Source organism: Sorangium sp. So ce367 (genome assembly GCF_051520455.1).
Taxonomy (GTDB): domain Bacteria; phylum Myxococcota_A; class Polyangia; order Polyangiales; family Polyangiaceae; genus Sorangium; species Sorangium cellulosum_B.
The window spans coordinates 1,770,412-1,790,966 of record NZ_CP150334.1 but is presented as its reverse complement, the minus strand read 5'-3'; the positions used below and the strand labels follow the sequence as shown (position 1 = coordinate 1,790,966).

The window sequence follows — 20,555 nt, the reverse complement described above, 5'->3', positions numbered from 1 at the left end:
AGGCGGAGAGTGCTCATTTCGTGCGCCGAGCTCCCGGGCGAGCGCTCCATTCAGGCAGCGCCGGACAAGCGCAGATCGCCAGAGCACGCCGCAGCGCGTCGCGGCAGAGCTCGGGTGAGCGACTCGCTGCCCGGCTTCGCTGACCTCGTGCCTCGAGGAAAGCGCCGCAAAAATCGCGTGCCGGCCTTCTCGATCTCGACGGGGATTGGTACGAACGAGGGATGACAACGACTGAGGCAGGGGACATCAGGAACGTTGCAATCATCGGACACAAGGGGGCTGGGAAGACATCGCTTGCCGAGGCCATGCTGTACGTCGCCAAGGCGACGGCCAAGCTCGGCAAGGTGGACGACAAGTCGAGTGTCCTCGACGAGACCGCCGAGGAAAAAGAGCACGTTTGCTCGTTCGAGGCGAGCGTCGCGCACCTCTCCTGGGCGGGGAAGAAGGTCAACCTCGTCGACACGCCGGGCGAGGGGAGCTTCCTCGCCGAGACGCGGCTCGCCCTCGCGGCGGTCGACGCGGCCGTCCTCGTCGTGAGCGGCAAGGACGGCGTGCAGCCGATCACCGAGCGCGTCTTCGGCTGGGTGAGGGACGCAAAGCTACCGTGCATGATCGTCGTCACGAAGGTCGACGCCGAGAACGCCCGGCCCGACGAGGTGCTCGCCGAGGTGCGCGCGCGCCTCAAGGCGCCGCTCGCGGTGATGGAGGAGCGCGTCGGCGAGGGGCTCCAGCACCGGGGGGTCGTCGCCATCCGGACGAAGAAGGCCTGGCTCGACAAGCCCGAGGCGCCCGCCACGGCCGCGGGCTCTCCCGTGCCGGCCGACGCCGCGGGCGCCGTCGAGAAGGCCCGGGGGAAGCTCGTCGACGACGTCGCCGGCAGCGACGACGAGCTCACCGAGCGGTACCTGACCGAGGGTGATCTCACGCAGGAGGAGCTCGACCAAGGGCTCCGCGCCGCGGTCCGCCGGGGGGCGCTGATCCCTGTCTACTTCGCCTCCGGGGTCCGCCCGAGCGGCGTCGCCGCGCTGCTCGACGGCATCGTCGAGCTCGTGCCGCCGCCGGCCGAGCACCCGGCCTGGAGCGGCGTCGTCCCGACCGGCAAGCCCGGCGCCGCGCCGCAGGCCGCGGAGCGGCCGTCGGCGGCGGAGGCCCCGGCCGCGGCGTTCGTCTTCAAGACCTCGATCGATCCGCACGCCGGCCGCACCTCGTTCGTGCGCGTGCTCTCCGGCGTGCTCCGGCCCGACGCCACGATGCTCAACGCGAGCACGGGCGGCTCGGAGCGGCTCGGGAAGATCCACAGCGTGGTGGGCAAGGACCACAAGCAGGTGGACGAGGCGCGCGCCGGGGACATCGTGGCGCTGCACAAGCTGAAGGCGACGCTGAGCGGGCACACGCTCTCGGACGAGAAGCACCCGTTCTTGCTCTCCGCGCCGGAGCTGCCGCCGGCCCTCTTCTCGCGCGGCGTGCGGTTCGACGCCAAGGGCGGCGAGGACAAGGTCGGCAACGCGCTCTACCGGCTGACCGAGGAGGACCCGGGGCTCAGCGTGCACCAGGACGCGTCGACCCGCGAGCTCGTCGTCTCGGGCCTCGGCGCCCTGCACCTCGAGATCACGGTGGAGCGCATCCGCCGGCGCGTCGGGGTCGACTGTCGGCTCGGCCCGCCGCACATCGCCTACAAGGAGACGATCTCGAAGAAGGCCACGAACATCGAGGGCAAGCACAAGAAGCAGACGGGCGGACATGGCCAGTTCGGCGTCTGCTACATCGACATGGAGCCTTTGCCGCGCGGCGGCGGCTTCGTCTTCGAGGACGCGGTCGTGGGCGGCGCCGTGCCGCGGCAGTTCATCCCCTCGGTCGAGAAGGGCATCGTCAAGTCGATGTCGAAGGGCGTCCTGGCGGGCTACCCGATGATCGACGTCAAGGTCCGGCTCTTCGACGGCAAGTACCACGACGTCGACTCCTCGGACGCGGCGTTCCAGATGGCGGGCAGCAAGGCCTTCAAGGCCGCCGCCGCGCAGTGCGCGCCGGTGCTGCTCGAGCCCATCGTGCGGCTCTCGGTGACGGTGCCGAGCGTCGCGATGGGCGACATCATCGGCGACATCAACAGCCGCCGCGGGAGGATCATCGGCACGGACTCGGTCGAGAGCCAGACGATCGTGAACGCGTTCGTCCCGCTCGCCGAGGTGCTCGAGTACGAGTCGAAGCTGAAGAGCATGACCCAGGGCAAAGGCACGTTCACGATGAACGTCGAGCACCTGGAGGTCTGCCCGCCGATGGTGCAGGACAAGGTGATCAAGGAGAGCGGCTTCAAGGCCGAGGCCGACGAGGACTGATCCCCGCCGCTTCCTGAGCCCCGCTCTAGGGATGGATGTGGACGATGGTCCCCTCGCCCGTGGCCTTCCCCGCGCTGACCCCGTGCCATCCCTCGGGCACCGGGGGATCGGTCCAGAGGAACACCCGGCGCGCGTCGATCGGCGACAGGTTGATGCACCCGTGGCTGCGCGGCTTGCCGTAGTCGTCGTGCCACGGCGCCGCGTGGATCGCGTAGCCGGCCTCGAAGTACTGCACCCACGGCACGTCGCGGAGCTCGAACTTGTTGTCGACCTCGTGCGCGTCCATGGTCGTCGTGACGTGCTTGTCGCGGATCCGGAACGTCCCGCGCACGGTCGAGAAGGTCTTCTTGGGGTCGCCGAGCCCGTCGCGGCCCGTCGCCGCCGCGGTGGCGTAGACGGGCTTCCTGCCCTCGTAGAGGATGAGCGTCTGGCTCAGGATCGAGATGTCGATCCACTTCACGTTCCCCTGCGCGAACGACGGCAGCTCCGAGGGCTTCACCGCGATGGCGACGTCGGAGTCGCGCACCCACGTCCCGTCCTTCGCCTCGACGAGGCGGGCGCCGCCGACCTTCTTCGAGCGCCCCGTGAGCTGCACGGCCGTGTGCCAGGGCAGCTCGCCCGCCTTCTCCATCTCGCCGCCGGAGATGTCGTAGCGCTTCGCGTCCTGCCGGTGCACGAACGCGAGCGGCAGCTCCCACCCCTTGGTCATGTCGACGCCGTGGAACGTGGAGCCGCGGGCGGGCTTGAGCTTCGAGGTGGGCACGAGCCGCGCGTCGGTCGTCAGGGCGAAGCGCCGCCCGCCGTCGCCCATGAAGGTGTCGATGAGGGCGAGCCCTGCCTTGCGCGCGATCCGGTTGGTGATGATCGCGTAGCCCGGGACCTTGAACGACGAGATGTTCGGGAGCTGCCGGCCGCCCTTGAAGAACCAGGGGATCTCGTCGCTGCCGTTGCCGCCGAAGAGCTCGCTGTCGCCGAGCTCGGGCGGCTCCGCGGGCGGGTCGGCGACGGCGTTGCCCGCGGGGTCGAGCGGCACGTCGTTGGCGCCGACCTTGACCTCGTCCCACTTCTTCTTGAGCTTCTTGTAGCTGCGGAGGTGCCGCTCCAGGCTCATCTCGTACTGGAGTTGCTCCTTCGTGGACGGCATCCGGTAGTAATTCGGCGCGATGGCCCGGACGAAGGCGTACGGGTACGGCATCGGCTTGGACAGGTCGGGCCGCCGCGTGAGCGCCCGGAGGATCGGGTGCTGCGTGTCGATCGTGGCGTCGCTGTCCGCGCACATGAACCCGGCGGGCAGCACGCGGTAGTAGCCGCCCTGGCAGTCGTCGAACGCGGCGGGCTTCTCCCCGCGGGGCGCCGTCCCGCCCGCGCGGAGGTAGCCGAGCTTGGCCGAGCGCCGGTCCGCCTTCTCGTAGATGGGCGCGACCATCTGCACGGCGCCGATGCGGGGCCCGTCCGGGCGCGGCAGGGTGGCGGGGTCGTTCTCGGCGGCCTTCTGGGCCGCGCCCGCGGAGAGGCTGATGATGCCCTCGGGCGTGGCGTTCTCCCCGCCGGTGCAGGCCGGCAGGGCGAGGGCGGCGACGGCCAGGGCGAGCGGGAGGGGTCCGCGCGCGGGGGCCGGGATCGCGGAGCTTCGCTGACGGGCATCCATGCCCCGGGAATGCCGGACAGACGGGCCGGTGGCCAAATTTTGGCCATCGCCACGCCGCCCTCGCGGGCGGACGGACGGCGGCGGGCGCCACGGCCGGCGCGGGCCCTCGGCGAGCGACGGGTGACAGCGTGGGCGGGGCGGCGGCGGCACGCAAAGGTGCAGGAAAGGGGTTGCGCGAGAGCCAGGTCTTGGGTAGGTTCCGGGCCCTCGCGAAACCCGCGAGAGTGCGCCACTAGCTCAGCTGGATAGAGCGTCGGCCTCCGGAGCCGAAGGCCAGTGGTTCGAATCCACTGTGGCGCGCTGGGTCCTCTACCTTTCCGCAACGTTCGCGGCTGGCTCGGCTGCGCTTCGCCCGGAACCCGCGTGAGCGCAAGGTGGGGAGCTGGTGCTCCGGGCCTCCGCGCGTTGCTCGCCGATCGAGGGAGCGCCCGCGAGGGCGCGACGGTGGCCGGCCGACTCCTCGGCGGTCGTGTCGGCGGTGTGGCCGCGCGCTCCTAGCGAAGTTCTAGAGGCCATCGATCGCTTTTGCGCCGATCAAGACACGCCACTCATCAGCGTAGCTCGGATCGTCGCCCGGGTGGCAGGCGACAGGGTCGCTCAGGTAGTTGTCCACGCTCGTGCCCACGATCGCACGGTATGCCCCGCTCGCGTCGATATCCCCTTCGTGACCGTCGAGAATCGAGGCGCCGGGCACATGGTCGACCCAGAACTGGATCCGGGATCTGCGGCTGTTCAGGCATTCACGTCGGATCTCTTCGGGACATCCCTCTTCGGCGGCCGGCAACATCGAGATCGGCGCGAAATAGGCTTCACTTGACGAATCGGGGATCCAGCTGGAAGCGCGTACGCCTCCCGCGAGCAGCGCGCCCGTGACATCGGAGCCGGCGCGCACCTCGAACCACTGATAGTCCTCGCCGAGATCATCATATCGCGCCGCCCGAAGGAACACGGGACCGCTCGCCGGAATGGCACCGACGATGTGGAGATTGGAAAGGGTGAGCGTCAGGCCGTGCACCGCGCCGTCTTCGTCCGTACATGCGAAGTCGCGCGATGCTGCGCTGGCCGCCTCCACCTGGCAGGGCGCGACGATATTGTAATCATAGGAATCGGACGGATCGCTCGGCCAATCTTCCACAACGAGCTCAAAATCAGCCGAGATCGCAGCCTGTCGAGGCTCGCAGACGGACGCCTGCTCTGGGTTCGTCGGGTCGTCGTCGCTGCTGCCCCCGGGATCGTCGTCGTTGCCCCCGAGGTAGTCGTCGTTGAACGGCATAGCCGCAGGACCGCACGCGAGTGTCGTGCAGAGCGGTGCGAGAGACATGAGCGCAAGAGCAAACGTCGAGAATGTGTGTCCCATGCGACGGCGAATACGCAACGCGTGTGCCGGCACGAACACCGATAAAACCGCTGGATCTCGCGTCGTGCACACCAACGTGCGTGGCACACATCGTCATGGTTTGTTACGGAATGCGCCATGCATCCCGCGAGCCGTCGCCGCACGGCCGCACGACCGCGTCGGCCGCCCGAGCGCCGCTTCACGCGCGGACGAGCTGCATCTCCGTCGACGTGAACGGCCGCGGCGGCAGCGCCGCGCGGTCACGGAAACCGAACCGCGCGTAGAACGTGTGCGCGTCCTGGGTGCCCAGGTGGACGTGGCTCGCGCCGCGGACCGCCGGGTGCCCGAGCAGCAGCCGCACCACCGCCTCGCCCACGCCGCGGCCCCGCAGCGAGGGGGCGACCATCACGTCGTACATCCACGCGCGCCTGCTCCCGTCGCTGATCGCCCGCGCCGTCGCCACGAGCCGGCCCGCCGCGTCGCGCGCGCCCACCCACGCCGACGAGCCGAGCAGCGCCCGCGCGATCGCCTCGCGCGACACGCCCTGGTTCCAGTAGCCGCCCTCCAGCAGATCGACGGCCGCTGCCACGTCGCGCTGGCCCAGCGCGCACGCGAGCACGCAGCCCGCCGGCGCCTGCAGGAACTCGGGCACCGGCGTGTCCAGGCAAGCGCCGCGGAGCAGATCGATCGCCGCGGCATCGCCCGGCGCACCCCGCTCCCAGAGCTTCGTGAGGATCCGCGCCCGCTCCTCGGGCGTCCGGTTCTGCGCGAGCTTCGCCTTGCCGTCGAGCCGCGACAGCGGGACCGCGAGCACGAGGATCCCGGCGATCGCCTTGCGGTAGAGCGGGCTCGACGCGTCGAGCGGCGTGTACCCGCCCTCGGGCTGGTACTTCTGCATCAGCGCCTCCAGCACCTCGGCCTTGTGATCCGGATCGTCCACGCGCTCGATCACCCCGTGGACCTGCGCGCTCCGGTAGAGCGTCGTCGCCGGGCACGCCCGCTCCGGATCGGTGAAGTAGCTCGGGATCGACGCGACGACCTGCTCGCACGACACCACCACGGGCCGGCCGACAGCCTCGGTCTTCTCGCCCACGGGCGCGCCGTGGAACGCGATCGCGCCCCGGACCACGACGCCGTGCACCGTCCTCAAGACCGGCTCGCCCTCCGCCGTCGTCGACGCCAGGTGGACCACCTCCGCGAGACCGAGGAACGCCTCGGCCTCCGCCCTCTCCATGCGAAAAATCTCCCTGCGCATGGACCGAGGTTGGCGCGCACCTGGTACTCTCGAAAGATCCGGTTCGCCGATTTCTGCTAGACCAGCTGGCATGCCCTGGGAGCTCGCCCTCGCGGTCGATCCCGCCGCGCCGCAGCCGATCTTCCTGCAGATCGCGCGCGCCCTCGCCGACGACATCCGCCGCGGCCGGCTCCGCGCCGGCGCCGAGCTGCCGGGCAGCCGCGCGCTCGCGCGGTCCCTGTCGGTCCATCGCAACACCGTCCTCGCCGCGTACCGCGAGCTCGCCGCCGAGGGCTGGATCGAGGCCAGCGCCGCGCGCGGCACCTTCGTCTCGGCGGAGCTGCCGGCGCCGGCGCCCCGCGGCTTCGCCCGGCGCGCGGCCGCGCGGGCGGAGGTGCCGGCGCGGCTCGGCTTCGATCTCGGCGCGACCTCGCTCCGGCACGTGCCCATCATCCCGCCCGGCACGCTCCGCATGAGCGGCGGCCTCCCCGACATGCGCCTCGTCCCGACCGCGGCGCTTGCGCGCGCCTACCGCCGCGCGCTGCACGCCGGGTCGAAGCAGCTGCTCGACTACGCCGATCCGCGCGGCGACGAGCGCCTCCGCGCCGCCCTCGCCGCGATGCTCTCGGCGGTGCGCGGCCTCGCCGCCGGGCCGGAGTCGGTAATCGTCACGCGCGGCAGCCAGATGGCGCTCGACCTCGTCGCCCGCGCCCTGATCGCGCCGGGCGACGCGGTCGCCGTCGAGTCCTACGGCTACCGCCCCGCGTGGGAGGCGCTCCGCCTCGCAGGCGCGCGGCTCCTCCCGCTGCCGGTCGACGCCGCGGGCCTCTCCGTCGACGCGCTCTCGGAGCTCGCAGAGCGGGAGCGCCTGCGCGCCGTCTACGTCACCCCGCACCACCAGTACCCCACGACCGCGGTGCTCGCGCCCGGCAGGCGCATCGCGCTCCTCGAGCTCTGCCGGGCCCGCCGGATCGCGGTCCTCGAGGACGACTACGATCACGAGTTCCACTACGACGGCCGCCCGGTGCTGCCGCTCGCCAGCGCGGACACGGCCGGCGTCGTCGTCTACATCGGCACCCTGTCCAAGATCCTCGCCCCCGGGCTCCGGATCGGCTTCGTGGTCGCCCCCGAGCCGCTGATCGAGCGCCTCTCCCTCCACCGCACCTTCGTCGACCGGCAGGGCGACCACGCCGTGGAGCGCGCCGTCGCCGAGCTCCTCGATGACGGCGAGGTGCAGCGCCATGCGCAGCGCGCGCGCCGCGCCTACCGGGCGCGGCGCGATCGGCTCGTCGCGTCGCTGCGCGCGCGGCTCCCCGGCGCGCTCGACTTCGCCGTGCCTGCCGGCGGTATGGCCCTGTGGGCCAAGGTGGACGCCGCGATCGATGCGGACGCCTGGGCCGAGCGCGCGCTCGCGCGGAAGGTGGCGTTCTCCGCGGGGCGGCGGTTCGCGTTCGACGGCAAGAAGCGCCCCTTCCTGCGGCTCGGGTTCGCGGCGCTGGATGAGCAGGAGATCAGCGATGCGGTGGAGAGGATGGTCGAGGCGGTGTGAGCGCCCCGGCGGGCGGACCAGCTGAGCGCCGCGGCCCTCCCGAAGGTGGACGCCGCGCCACGTGGAAGCGTGGAGGCGTCGACAAAACATCCCTATCTCCCTGTCTCTCCGGATACGCCTCCCCTATGCACCTCGGGCGAACCGAAGGGACACGACAGAACAGATGACGCCAGCAGCAGTGACCACGCTCGGGCTCGTCGCGGCCACCCTCACCACGATCTCCTTTCTTCCTCAGGTGCTGCGCACCCTGCGCACGCGCGACACACGCTCGATCTCCGTCGGCATGTACGCGGCGTTCGTCGCCGGCGTGGGCCTGTGGCTCGTTTACGGCGTGCTCACGCAGGACGTGCCCATCGTCGTCGCGAACGCGATCACCCTCGTGCTCTCGGGCACCGTGTTCCTCCTCAAGCTCCGATACGGCTGAACTCTCCTTCTCCCCCGCAGGCGCTGTCTCCGACAGACATCGATCGTCCCGCGGCCCCGCCGCCGTCGAAGCGCGCTGCGCCCGCGGTGGATGGATGATGGATCCGACGCGACGAAAGCCCCGCTGGCTTGACCTCGCTCGCGCCCCCTCTCACGATGCGAAGTAAGGGGGGATACAATGAATGGCGCGGTGATCTACGACCTCGCGATGCGGCTGCCGCTCGCCGTCCTCATGCTCTATAACGCCCTGTTCGTCGGGCGCGAACTCTATGCTCACCTGTTTCTCTGGAGCGGGCCCAGGGGGCTCACCTACGGGACGACGGTGGCCTCGCTCGTGGCCACCGAGGTCTACCTGCTGCTCGTCGCGGCGTTCACGCTCGTTCGCCTCCGCCCTGTACGCAAGCTGAGCGGCGTCGTACCTCGCATCACCGCGCTCGCCGCCGGCCTGCTGCCGGCGAGCATCGCATGGCTGCCCAAGACCCCGCCGATGCCCGGCCGTCTGGTGATTGGCACGCTGTTCATCATCGGTGGAATGGCGCTCGCCGTGGTCAGCATCGGGTGGCTGGGCAAGTCGTTCAGCGTCATGCCCGAGGCGCGACGCCTCATCACGAGCGGCCCCTACCGGCTCGTGCGCCACCCTGTCTATCTCGCCACCCTGATCCAGGGGACGGGAATCATCTTGATCTATCCGTCCATCGCCGCGGTCCTGATCTACACGGTCGAGATGATCCTGCAGGTCATCCGCATGGGATACGAGGAGCGCGTGCTGCGCGACACCTTTCCGGAATACGACGACTACGCGCGCCGGACGTCCGCGCGGCTCGTCCCCCGCCTCTACTGAGGAGGGCTCGCGCGACGCGTGCCCCCTCACTCAGAGGCGGGCACGCGGCGCCATGAGGCAGGATGCAACGCCTGTCGCAGGATGCCTCGCTCGTCCGGACCCGGCGCTCTTACCTGGACGGGTCGGCGACGCGGCCGACGAACAGGATCGCGCCCGTCGCGCGATCCCGGATGACGAAGAGGAACGGGCGGTCGAAGCGGATGGTGGCGGGCTCGGGCGCCGACGTCTCGCCGATCACCACCGCCGTCGCCGCCGCCGCCTCGGTGCCCGCCTCGTTCACGGAGACGAACGCTTCGTGGAGCACATCGGTGATGAACAGGCCGCCCTGGACGCTTATCCCCGAGAAATCCGCGTGATCGGAGAAGGCGGCGGGCATCCCCAGATCCTCGAGCGGCGGGGCGAGATCCAGGGTCGAGGCGATCTTGAACCGCGGCAGCGCCATCGTGACGCTCCGCGACCCGAGGGAGGCGAGGACGCCATCCAGCCGCTCCGGATCGAGCCCCGCCTCGAAGCCGCCGAGCTCCGACGGGAGCACGAGCACCATCGACAGCTCACCGCCGTCGTAGGGCAGCTCCAGCGCCTCGTAGCCGTCGCCCTCGCCATAACGGACCTGCGCGTGGTGGGTCATCATCGGCACGGACACCGCGGAGCCGTCCGCCAGCGTGAAGCTCCCCGGAGTCGTCTCCTCCTCCTCGAACGGAAACTGCCAGGCAGCGTTGAAGTAGATGGCGTTCGTCAGCACGAGCCGGGTCGAGGGCCCGAGCGCGCCTTCTGGCAGGATGTCCTTGATGCGGTCCTCGGTGCGCTCGGCCACCCAGCCATTGATGATCCCCCGCGCCTCGTCGGGCGCCTGGACGAAGTCGACGACGTGCAGCCCGGCCCCGTAGCTCTCCGCCAGCACGTCGAGGAACGACGGCACGAACGCGGAGCCGACCTGCCCCCAGATCGCGTTGGCCATGTGGAGCCGGAACCCCTTGCCGTCCCGCCCCTCGGCGCCCTCGCCGCGGCGCGCGAGCGCGAGGTCGAGCGCGTTGAACGCCGGGTGGAGCCGCGCTTGCGGCAGCGTGAAGCGCAGCGCGCGCGCCATCTGCTCCGCCGTTTCCCCGCGCGCGCCGGCGTACGTCATCGCCAGCGCGCTCGACACGCTGTACGGCGAGCAGAAGAGGTTGCCCGGCGCGGCGCCGATCCGGCGGTAGAGCTCGAGCGCGAACGCCGTGTTGCCGAGGGCGAGCTCCCTGGCGTCGGCCTCCGGCACCCGAGGCGCGCGGGCCCGCTGCCTGTCCGAGGCGACGACGCAGCCCGCGGTGCCCGGATCGGCGCACCCGGACGGCGAGGGCCGCGGCTCCGGCTCGGCGCCGCCAGAGGAGCAACCGGCGCAGAGCAGGGAAAATGGCAACAGGACCACAGGGATCGGAGGCCTACGCATGCGCCCGGCGCAGCAGGGGGCGTGCCGAACCGCCCATGATAGGATGGCTCCCACCATGCGGAGAGCGCGAGAGACAGCCATCGGAGAGGCGCGGCGCCCGTGATCGTGCTCGTGATGGGCGTGAGCGGCGCCGGGAAGACGACGGTCGGGGCGCGCCTTGCGCGCGAGCTCGGATGGGAGCTCGTCGACGCCGACGACTTCCACCCCGCCGCCAACATCGAGAAGATGCGTGCCGGCAAGCCGCTCGACGATCGAGATCGCGCGCCGTGGATCGCGGCGCTCACCGCGCGCATCCGCCAGCTCCTCGACGAGGGGCGCGGCGCCGTGATCGCCTGCTCGGCGCTCAAGGCGGCGCACCGCGCGCAGCTGCTCGTCGACCCCGCGCGGATGCGCCTCGTGCACCTGACCGGCGATCCAGCGCTGATCGCCGCGCGCCTCTCGGCGCGCAAGGATCACTTCATGCCCCCCGGCCTCCTCTCGACGCAGCTCGCCGCGCTGGAGCCGCCCGAGGACGCGATCCGCGTCGACGTCGGCGGCACCCCCGAGGAGATCGTCGCCGCCGTCCGCCGCGCGCTCGGCGCGTGAGCCGGGCCAGCGCCGCGCCGCCTGCCGGCGCCGGGCGCTTTCCAGGCGATCTCTCCGGCAGGACCCGAGCGCCCGCGCGCGGTCAGCCCGGGTCCGGCAAGCGGGTCAGGAAGAGCGCGCCCTGGTCGCTGGAGAGGCGTTCGTCCCCGAGCGCCATCGTGCCCTGGAAGGACCCGGCCAGCATCGGGCTCTCCCACGGGTCCATCTCCAGCCCGGAGACGTGGACGTCCGCGCCGATGCGCCGGGTCCACTGCTCCTCTCCGCTGGAGCTGAGCTCGGCCGCCCACGCGCTGCACGACGCCGGCTCATCCGCCGACGCGCACAGCGCATCGCCTGCCAGCACCACGCGCTCGCCGCTCGCCGTGATGCGGCGGGGGCTCCGCGCGTCGAAGCGCTTCACCCAGATCACACGGCCATCCGGGCCGATCTTGGCGACGAACGGCCGCGGGCCGCCCGGCAGGTCGGGCTCGCCGAAGACGCCGCTGCCGGAGAGCAACGCGGCGCCTTCTGGATCCACGGCGAGGTCGTACGCCTCCTCGAGCTGATCCGGCGAGCCACCGAACCGCTTGTGCCACACGAGCTCTCCGTTCCGGTCCAGCTTGGTCACGAACGTCGCCGTGCCCCGCCCGTCCTGGCTCGCGAGGATCGCGTTCCCGTCGCGGTCGACCTCGATGCCGATCTCGTCGCTGTCGGAGCCGCTCGGCGGCAGGCTGACCCACGCGAAGCGACCCGAGGCGTCGAGCCGGACGACGAAGGCGCCGATCGCCCGCCGCTCGATCCGCGCGCCGGCGACCTTCGCGGCCCCCTCCAGCCTGCCGAGCACGAGCGCGCCGCCGCGGCCATCGGCGGCGAGCGCCGTGCCGCTCAGGATCGCGTCCTCCTCCGCGGAGATCTGCGCCGCCCAGCTCGCCGCGCCGCGCGGGCCGAGCTTCGCGAGGAACAGGTCCGCGCCCGAGGGCGACGCCGCCGTGAGCCGGTGCGCGCCGAAGCGGACCGTGCCGGAGAAATCGCCGAGCACGAGCGACTGACCCCCGCTGCTCGCGGCCACGTCGATGGCGCTCTGCGCCGTGCCGTCGCCGAACTGCTTGCTCCAGAGCGGAGCGCCGCACGCGTCGAGCTCGGCCACGAAGGCGTCCGTCGCGCCCGCGCTCCGCAGCCGGGTGCTGCCGAAGGTCAGCTCCCCTTCGAAGGAGCCGGCGAGCAGCGCGCGGCCGGCGCCGTCGACCGTGAAGCCGCGCAGGGTCGCGCCCTTGCCAGGATACTGCCGGCTGAACGATCTCTGCCGGCACGCCCGCTCGGCCCGCTCGCTGTCGCCGAGCCCGGCCGCGCCGGCCAGCCGCCCGCTGGGTGCGACCGCGGCACCCAGACACACGCCCCCGGGGCCGACTGCCCCCATCTCGCACATCCCGGGAGGCGAGGCGTGCTCGGCGTTCGCCCGCGCCGCACCGCCGCTGTCGCCTCCGGGTTCGCCCTCCGACACAGCGTCCGCAGCCTCCGAGGACATACACCCGGCGCCACAGCAGATGACGCCGCAGAGGGCGCTCCGTGCTCTCAAGACAGACCACATACTGAATCTCCTCTCCCGCCTCGACGCGGGCACACTGGAAACATTGCAGGATGCGGACCATGGCCCGCGCCTTTCAAGCTTCTCGCGAAGTTGAAAACTCCAAACTTTTCTCGCTGGATGCGGGCTCATCCGGGGCAGGAGGACGCGTTCGTTCGGCGCCGCCTCATGTCCTCTTCGCACCGTCGCTCCAGGGCGAGCCGGCCATTCGACCCCGGTCGCGCGATCGTTCGACTCGCGCGCTGGCACGCGCGCGCCGACAGAGATGGATAGGGCATCTCTCGCCCTGGACACCGCCTGTTCCGTATCCAGATCATCGATGGTCGAATAGGGTCGAGTCGCTCGCCGCTGCCGTCGAGGCGCGGGTGACTGGCATCTTGAACGTCGCCTGGTCCGGCGAGGCGCAGGCGATGGGGCAGGCTGCTCGCGCGCAAGGCCCTGACGCCCGGGGCGGCCCTGACGCCGGGGCGTCGGGAGCCGCGAGCCCCGGGCGGGGCGCCCGCGCGGACCCCGAGGCCGCCCTCCCCCGGCTCCGCGGGTGGCCGTCGGCGCGCGCAGAACGGAAAGACGGGCGTCTACCACCGTAGCGCACCCACGCCCACTTAAGGTAGGATGCTGCCACCCGACTCCGGCGGACGTATTCCCGCTGGAGGAGCCCGCGACCGCGGGCGCCGGCCGCTCCATGATCCCCTACCCATCTACGATCACGACGGAGCTCCCTGCGAGCGAAGGCGCGACTGCGCGGCCCCCCCGCGCCAGCCCCGCCCTCGCCGCCGGCGCCCCACGCGATCGCCTCGGAGATGGCGATGAAGTTGCTCTGCAAGCCCGCTGACGAGCGCACTGCGCGTGCGCAGGTGCTGAAGGTCGACATCGACGCCTACGCCGCCCTCCCTGACGCGGAGCGGCGCGCGGTCCACCTGCGCCTCGGGCGTATGGCCGAGGCGCGATCACAGCGCGAGCGCTCGGACGAGGCGCTCTTCGAGGCCGCGCACCACCTGAACCTCGGCGCGCCCTTGATCGTCGAGCCGCGCGAGCGGGCGGCGCTCGCCGCGATGAACCTCGCCGCGGGCCGCAAGGCGAGGGAGCGGGGCGCGACCCCGGCGGCCGCCGATCTCTTCGAGGCCGGGATCGCGGCGCTGCCGGACGGGAGCTTCAAGCGAGACCACGAGATCGCCTTCTCGCTGCACGCGGAGGCGGCCGAGTGCGCGCACCTCGGCGGCCGGCTCGAGCGCGCGGAGGCGCTGCTCGACGTGCTCGCGGCGGAGGCGCGCTCGGATCTCGAGCGGGCCAGGGCGCACGAGCTGCGCATCGCCGTGTACACAACGCAGGGCCGGCTCGACGAGGCGGTGGCGCTCGGAAAGACGGCCCTCGCGATGCTCGGCGTCCCCCTCCCCGAGGACGGGCCGGGGCGGAAGGCGGCCGCAGACGCCGAGCTCGCGGCCGCGCGCGCCGCGCTCGGCACGCGCCGGCTCAAGGATCTGCTCGACGAGCCCGAGGCGTCGGACGCCCGGACCCGCGCGGCGCTCCGGCTCCTCATGGCCCTGATGCTCCCCGCCGCAACGGTGAACCCGCCGCTCTGCACGTTCATCGCGGCCAGGCAGGTCAACCTGTCGCTGGAGCACGGCCACGGCGGAGTCTCCTCGTACGGCTACATGGCCTACGCCTGGGTCGCCGCGCGGGTGCTCCGCCGCTACGACGAGGCCTACGAGCTCGGCCAGCTCGCGCTCGAGATGAACGAGAGGTCCGGCCAGCCCGAGCTCTCGTGCCGGCTGCGCGTCGTGCTCGGGGCCCACGTCAGCGTCTTCACCGATCACCTCCTTTCCAGCCTCGATCTCTTCCAGGCCGCGCTCGAGGCGGGGCACAGGACGGGCGATCTCACCTATCTGTCCCAGGCGTGCGTCCACACGGCGCTCGTTCGATTCGGGCTCGGCGACGAGTGCGAGGCGGTGCGGGCCGAGGTCGACGGGTTCCTCTCGCTGGTGCGGCGCGCGCGGGAGGAGCTCGCCGCCCTCGCGCTGACCGGGGTGCGCCGCGCGCTCGACGACCTGATGGACGCGACGCGCGCCGGCGCGTCCCGCCCGCCCAGCCACGGTGATCTCGACGACGCAGCGGATGAAGCGAAGCTCTCGGCGCCGGCGCACGGCGCCGCCGCGCGCGTCCACTACGCGCTGCGGCAGCAGATCTGCTTCCTCAACGAGGACTACGAGGGGGCGCTGCGGATGGGCTCGCTGGCCGAGGCGAGGATGCAGGGCGGCGTCGACGATCACCTCGCGACAGAGGTGTTCTTCTACACCTGCCTGACGCTGCTCTCGCCCGCGCTGGCGCGCGGCCGGCAGCTGACCACCGTCTCGGTGGCGAGCTACCGGGATCGGTTCTCGGAGTGGGGCGAGCGGTGCCCGGACAACTACCGTCACAAGCACCTCCTCCTCCGCGCGGAGTCCGCGCGCGCCGCCGGCGAGGAGCTCGCGGCGATGAAGCTCTACGATCAGGCGATCGAGTCGGCGAAGGTGAACGGTTTCGTCCGGGACGAGGCGCTCGCCAGCGAGCTCTGCGCGAAGTTCCACCTGGCGAGCGGCAGGGAGAGGATCGCCCACGTCTACATGGCCGACGCCCACGAGGGCTATCTGCGGTGGGGCGCGCAGGCCAAAGCGCGACAGCTGTCGCGAAAGTACCCGCACCTCGTGGCGCGCGCCGCGCTCGTCGGGCAGCAGAGCCGTCCGCCGGAGTCCTCACTCCCGGCGAGCACGGAGCGCCCCACGTCGCTCGACGCGTTCGCCCTCCTCCGCGTCTCGCGCGCGCTCTGCGGGGAGCTCGTCCTGGAGCGCCTCTTCGAGCGGCTCCTCCGGGCCCTGAGCGAGAGCGCGGGGGCGCAGCGCGCCGTGCTGGTCCTCGCGCGCGACGGCGCGCTGACCATCGAGGCCGAGCTCGACGGCGACCGCGGAGGGGTCCGCCTCGGACCCGCGACGCCGCTCGATTCCACCTCCGATCTCGCCGCGAGCGTCGTCCAGCATGTCGCCCAGACACAGCAACCGATCGCCCTCACCAGCGCGGCCCTGGACGAGCGGTTCGCGGACGACCCTTACCTGCTCGAGGGCGGCCTCAGGTCGATCCTGTGCCTCGCCATGACGCATCAGGGCCGCCTCACCGGCGTGCTCTACGCGGAGAACGGCGCGACCGCTGGCGCGTTCCGCGCCGGCCAGGTCGAGCTCTGCGGCCTCCTCGCATCGCAGGCGGCGGTGGCCGTCCACAACGCGTTGCGCCACCGCGACGCGCAGAGCACCTCGCGCGAGCTCCGTCGCTGCAACGAAGCCCTCGTCGACGAGGTCGCTCGCCTCACCGAGGAGCTCCGTGCGTGCAACCGCGACGCTAGCCCCACGAGCGAGCTGCGGCGCTGCAACGAGGCGCGCTAGCCCCGCTGCAGCGGGGTGCGTCCGGGTCCGTCCCGCCCGACAGGATTCCCCGGCAGGAAGGGGAGAGCTTCAGCGAGGCTTCGCGGGGGCGCCGCGGGCAAAGCTCACATCGCGGAGGGCCATCCCCTCTGAAAAATCCATGACGCTGGCACCAGAGGGGCCGCAAAACATGCATAGCGCGAGCGCGTCTGCGCCATGGCTCCGTCCGAGATGCGTACAAGCGCGAAGGGGAATGCGGCCGTGCGAACAAGGCGCGCCGCAGCGCGAAAGACACGTGGCAGCGCGGTAGAGCGCGCGGCAACAGCGCAGACGCCGTCCTGCACCCAGCCCCTCGAGGCCGGCGCTGACAGACACAGTTTCCGAAATCAAAATGCTCGGGACACCACGGGACGGTGGGAAGACACAAAGCACCTGCCGTCTCCCAGCCTACCCGTGATTCCCGAGCCTACAGCGCGGCGCAACTTCGTGCGCTACGGGCTCATCCGCGTCGTTCGGCTCGCTTCAGCGCACATTCGCACGCCTAACGCGCTGGCCTGGCGGTCGAGCTAGCATCCCACGAACCTGCACATCGCGATAGAGCGCCGAACAACGCCCGACCGAGCCATGCAGCCGCGAAGACGCATGGGGACGGGAGGTGATGAGTGGCGCTCCAACGGCCTATCCCCCGCCTGCCGTACCGCGGGCTCGGCGAGGGATGGCCGCTATCGACGCGCTCGTCTCAGGCGCCGCCCGCGCCGCCCGCGCCGCCAGCGCCGCCAGCGCCGCCAGCGCCGCCGGCACCACCGGTGCCGCCGCCCGCGCCACCCTCGCCACCCGCGCCGCCGGTGCCGCCGCCCGCGCCACCCTCGCCACCCTCGCCGCCGGTGCCGCCGCCCTCACCCGCGCCACCCTCGCCGCCGGCGCCGCCTTCGCCGCCTTCGCCGCCCGTGCCCGACGCCGAGCTCGTCGTCGTGGAGGAGGTGGTGGTCCCATCGTCATCGCCGCATCCGGCGCCGATCATCATCATGGTCGCGCCTAGCAGCAGCGCGCTTGCAAAGATGCTCTTCGAAGCGTTCATGGTTCGTTCTCTCCGTTGGGTTGTCCCCCCCAAAGAATGACTCGGCAGAACCCCGCGCCGATCACCGCTCCACACCGCCAAGCGACTCAATCCACGCAAATTCGCGCAAAATGTGCGCCCTAAAAAGCGCTATGAGCACGCTGCATTCGATGGGCCGGTGTCAACTCCGTGGGGATTCCGTTATGGTGGACGATAAGCCACCATACTGGATTACGCAAGCTTTTTGTCTCACTGCATCATCGTTGCATGTGGGTGCCCCCCCGTGAGCTCCCGCTGGTCAAGCACATTCGCCTACATCGACGCGGGGCGAACATGACGCGTGAAAAGCGACTGCGCCTGACAGCTCATCCGCCATAACGGATTGACCTCCAGAGGTGAGGGCCCCATGAGCCAAAGCCTCCTCGCGTGAGCGGCCTGGAGGAGCGGCGCCGGCGCCGCGCCACACGCGAACAGAGCCCGACTGCAGCGCGGACGCGCCTCGTCTGGCCCCGATGGGTCGGCTCCCGGTCTGGTCATGAGGACACGTTCGCGTCATCAAGTGCAAGAAGTGCAAGTCCCAGGCCCGATGCCCATCGGCCATGGTCCTCGTCCCTGCTCATGAGCGCAGGCACGCTGGGGAGAGACCCGATATCGCTGGCGGGGCGGGCGAGGTAGCGAGCGAGCTCAGGTTGGATGTGCAAGCGACGGAGAACGCGGAGGCGCGCCGCTATGGAGCGCCCGCGGCCCCTCGTCTCCGCGCGCTCTTCACGGGTTGATCTCCTCGCTCGACCCTCGCTCCCGGGCGCAGGGGAGGTCGCCTGCGCGGGCCCGGGCCGCGAGGCTGGCCACGGCGGCCACGAGGGCGGCGGGCTCGATCGGCTTCGTGGCGTGCATGTGGAAGCCGGCGTCGAGCGCGCGCTTCTGGTCCTCCTTGCGAGCATAGGCCGTCAGGGCCAGCGCGGGCAGATCGCCGCCGGCCTGCGGCGGGCGCTGGCGGATGGCGCGGATGAGCTCATAGCCGTCCTCGCCCGGCATGGCGATATCGCTCACGAGCACGTGCGGGAGATCCGCGCAGAACGCCGCGAGCGCCTCGCGGGCCGAAGCCACGGCCGTCACCTCGGCGTGGTGCTGCGACAGCACCTCCTGAAGGAGCTCCCTGGCGTCCGCGTCGTCCTCGACGAGCAGGACACGGAGCCCGCCGAGATTGGACGCGGACTCCGAGCAAGCGAGCGAGCGCGACCGCCCCTCCCTCGTGAGCGCCGGGAGCGAGCTGCGCCCGACCCCGAGGAGCGGGAGCCGGACCACGAACGTCGACCCCTTGTGCAACCCAGGGCTGTCGGCCACGACCGAGCCGCCGTGGATCTCGACGATATGGCGCACAAGGGACAGCCCGATGCCGAGGCCCGCGTGCGTCCTGCGGCTCGTGCTGTCGGCCTGGCGAAAGCGCTCGAAGACGAGCGGGAGGAAATCCGGCGCGATCCCCTCCCCCGTGTCGCGCACCGTGAGCTCCGCCGTCGCGCCGGCCCGCCGGAGGGAGACGAGGATATGGTCCCCGGGACGGGTGAACTTGAGCGCGTTGGACGTGAGGTTCGAGACGACCTGCTGCAGCCGATCCGCGTCGCCGTTCACCTCGATGTCGGGGTCGAGCGAGACGTCGATCGTGAGGCCCTTCGCCTCGGCGGCGGGGCGGATCGCGTCGATGGCGGTCTCCACGACGGGCGCGAGCGCCATCGGCGCGGCGCTGATGCTCAGCTTGCCCGTCGTGACCCGCGAGACGTCGAGGAGATCCTCGATGAGCTTCGTCTGCGCGGCCACGTTGCGCTCGATCACCTCGAGCCCGTGGGACACCCGCTGCTCATCGAACGGCTCGGACCGCAGGAGGTGCGTCCAGCCGAGGATCGCGTTCAGCGGGCTGCGCAGCTCGTGGGAAAGCGTGGCGAGGAACTCGTCCTTCAGGCGGTTCGCCTCGCGCGCCTCGGCGTGCACGCAGTTCTGGATGGCGATGGAAGCGAGCTGCGCGAGCTGCACGAGGACGGTCTCGTCGTCGTCGGAGAACTCGCCGTCGTTCCGATCCGAGAGCTGGATCGTCCCGATGTTCTGGCCGTCGGCCGCGGTGAGGGGCGCCGCGAGGTACCCCCGCGGCGGCGGCCTCTGCCCGCCGTTGTCCAGCCACTCCGGGTGCAGCGAGAGCTCTCGCTGGGTCAGCCGGAGAGGCCTGTTCCTGGCGCAGACGAGCGCGCACAGCTTGCCGGCGATGGGGGGAGGCGCCTCCTTCTGGAACGTCGTGTACCGCTCCGAGAGCGACACCGCGGTCCGCGCCCGCTCACCGGGCCGCTCCAGCTTCACGAGGGTCATCGCCTGATGGGCGCCGCCGACGTCGCGGGCCGCCTCCGTGATCGCCGCGACCATGGCGTCGAGCGACAGGGCCGAGTTGATCGTGAGCGCGGCGCGGTTGAGCCGCTGGAGCTGCTCCGCGTGCGCGCGCAGCGACTCCGCCTGGAGCTTGATCTTCTGTGTCTTCTTGAAGAGATCGACGAAGACTGACACCTTGGTGCGGAGGACCTCGGGGGCGAACGGGGTCATGATGTAATCGACCGCCCCGAGCGAATAGCTGCGCTCGACATAGACGCGCTCGGTGTGCGCCGTCAGGAAGATGATCGGCGTGTGCAGCGTGCTCCTCCGCTTGCGGATGAGCGTCGCCGTCTCGAACCCATCTATCTCAGGCATCTTGATGTCGAGGAGGATGACCGCGAACTCCTCCTGAAGGAGATGGCGAAGCGCTTCCCTCCCGGACGCCGCCTTGACGATGTTCTCGCCGAGCGGCGCGAGAACTGCCTCCAGGGAGAGGAGCTGCTCAGGCCTGTCGTCAACGATCAGGATGTTGACTCTGCCTACTTCTGCCCTCATCCCGCGTCTCCTTGCCCCCCTTGCTCCGTTGTCAGCGCCGCGGCCAGCCTCGCAGCATCCTCAGGAATGGGGCTGTGTCCACCGCTTTCAGGCGGCGTCTGCCGCATCCGCTCCAGCCCGCTCCAGCGCTCCGTGCGAGGAGGCTCGGGGAAACCATGTCGCCGCAGGGACGCAGCGCGCGCCCGCGGCGGAGGGTGAGCACGCCCGCCCACCTGCCGGAGCGCCCCTCCGGGCGCCGGAGGGACTTCCCGGAGGCAGCCCTG

General features: G+C 71.4%; 13 protein-coding genes and 1 tRNA gene. 7 read left to right on the top strand and 7 right to left on the bottom strand.

Going from position 1 to position 20,555, the window contains the following annotated elements:
- Nucleotides 1-221: 221 nt before the first annotated feature.
- Nucleotides 222-2,333, top strand: coding sequence for an elongation factor G (gene fusA / locus WME97_RS06910; RefSeq protein WP_437550446.1), 2,112 nt, complete (start codon nucleotides 222-224; stop codon nucleotides 2,331-2,333).
- A gap of 25 nt (nucleotides 2,334-2,358) precedes the next feature.
- On the opposite strand, the gene WME97_RS06905 is transcribed toward fusA, so the two are convergent.
- Complete coding sequence (locus WME97_RS06905; RefSeq protein ID WP_437550444.1) at nucleotides 2,359-3,981, bottom strand: L,D-transpeptidase; 1,623 nt, start codon at nucleotides 3,979-3,981, stop codon at nucleotides 2,359-2,361.
- Nucleotides 3,982-4,207: 226 nt separating this feature from the next.
- Here WME97_RS06905 and WME97_RS06900 point away from each other — a divergent pair.
- Nucleotides 4,208-4,281, top strand: a tRNA-Arg gene (locus WME97_RS06900).
- A gap of 205 nt (nucleotides 4,282-4,486) precedes the next feature.
- On the opposite strand, the gene WME97_RS06895 is transcribed toward WME97_RS06900, so the two are convergent.
- Together WME97_RS06895 and WME97_RS06890 are read right to left on the bottom strand one after the other, a co-directional pair.
- Nucleotides 4,487-5,254 (bottom strand): hypothetical protein, encoded by a 768-nt coding sequence (locus WME97_RS06895; RefSeq protein WP_437550443.1) that lies wholly within the window; start codon nucleotides 5,252-5,254, stop codon nucleotides 4,487-4,489.
- Between the two features lie 262 nt (nucleotides 5,255-5,516).
- Nucleotides 5,517-6,551 (bottom strand): GNAT family N-acetyltransferase, encoded by a 1,035-nt coding sequence (locus WME97_RS06890; protein WP_437550441.1) that lies wholly within the window; start codon nucleotides 6,549-6,551, stop codon nucleotides 5,517-5,519.
- A 91-nt stretch (nucleotides 6,552-6,642) separates the two neighbouring features.
- On the opposite strand from WME97_RS06890, the gene WME97_RS06885 reads away from it, so the two are divergent.
- The 3 genes from WME97_RS06885 to WME97_RS06875 all read left to right on the top strand — a co-directional run bounded on the left by WME97_RS06885 (nucleotide 6,643) and on the right by WME97_RS06875 (nucleotide 9,364).
- A complete protein-coding gene (locus WME97_RS06885; RefSeq protein ID WP_437550439.1) occupies nucleotides 6,643-8,100 on the top strand; it encodes a PLP-dependent aminotransferase family protein in 1,458 nt (485 codons plus the stop codon).
- Nucleotides 8,101-8,263: 163 nt separating this feature from the next.
- The gene (locus WME97_RS06880; RefSeq protein ID WP_437550437.1) at nucleotides 8,264-8,524 is read left to right on the top strand and encodes a SemiSWEET transporter; all 261 of its coding nucleotides are present in this window, start codon (nucleotides 8,264-8,266) and stop codon (nucleotides 8,522-8,524) included.
- 177 nt (nucleotides 8,525-8,701) lie between these two features.
- Nucleotides 8,702-9,364 (top strand): methyltransferase family protein, encoded by a 663-nt coding sequence (locus WME97_RS06875; protein WP_437550435.1) that lies wholly within the window; start codon nucleotides 8,702-8,704, stop codon nucleotides 9,362-9,364.
- A 109-nt stretch (nucleotides 9,365-9,473) separates the two neighbouring features.
- Here the strand turns inward: WME97_RS06875 and WME97_RS06870 are convergent, their stop codons facing one another.
- Nucleotides 9,474-10,790 (bottom strand): serpin family protein, encoded by a 1,317-nt coding sequence (locus WME97_RS06870; RefSeq protein ID WP_437550433.1) that lies wholly within the window; start codon nucleotides 10,788-10,790, stop codon nucleotides 9,474-9,476.
- A gap of 99 nt (nucleotides 10,791-10,889) precedes the next feature.
- Here WME97_RS06870 and WME97_RS06865 point away from each other — a divergent pair, with 99 nt between their 5' ends.
- Nucleotides 10,890-11,375 (top strand): gluconokinase, encoded by a 486-nt coding sequence (locus WME97_RS06865; RefSeq protein ID WP_437550431.1) that lies wholly within the window; start codon nucleotides 10,890-10,892, stop codon nucleotides 11,373-11,375.
- An 82-nt stretch (nucleotides 11,376-11,457) separates the two neighbouring features.
- Here the strand turns inward: WME97_RS06865 and WME97_RS06860 are convergent, their stop codons facing one another.
- Nucleotides 11,458-12,855, bottom strand: a complete 1,398-nt coding sequence (locus tag WME97_RS06860) for a hypothetical protein (protein ID WP_437550429.1) — start codon at nucleotides 12,853-12,855, stop codon at nucleotides 11,458-11,460.
- Between the two features lie 890 nt (nucleotides 12,856-13,745).
- On the opposite strand from WME97_RS06860, the gene WME97_RS06855 reads away from it, so the two are divergent.
- A complete protein-coding gene (locus WME97_RS06855; RefSeq protein ID WP_437550427.1) occupies nucleotides 13,746-16,349 on the top strand; it encodes a GAF domain-containing protein in 2,604 nt (867 codons plus the stop codon).
- 718 nt (nucleotides 16,350-17,067) lie between these two features.
- Here the strand turns inward: WME97_RS06855 and WME97_RS06850 are convergent.
- Together WME97_RS06850 and WME97_RS06845 are read right to left on the bottom strand one after the other, a co-directional pair.
- Nucleotides 17,068-17,406 (bottom strand): hypothetical protein, encoded by a 339-nt coding sequence (locus WME97_RS06850; protein WP_437550425.1) that lies wholly within the window; start codon nucleotides 17,404-17,406, stop codon nucleotides 17,068-17,070.
- 744 nt (nucleotides 17,407-18,150) lie between these two features.
- Entirely contained in the window at nucleotides 18,151-20,292 is a 2,142-nt protein-coding gene (locus WME97_RS06845) for a response regulator (protein ID WP_437550423.1), read from the bottom strand.
- Nucleotides 20,293-20,555 lie beyond the last annotated feature (263 nt).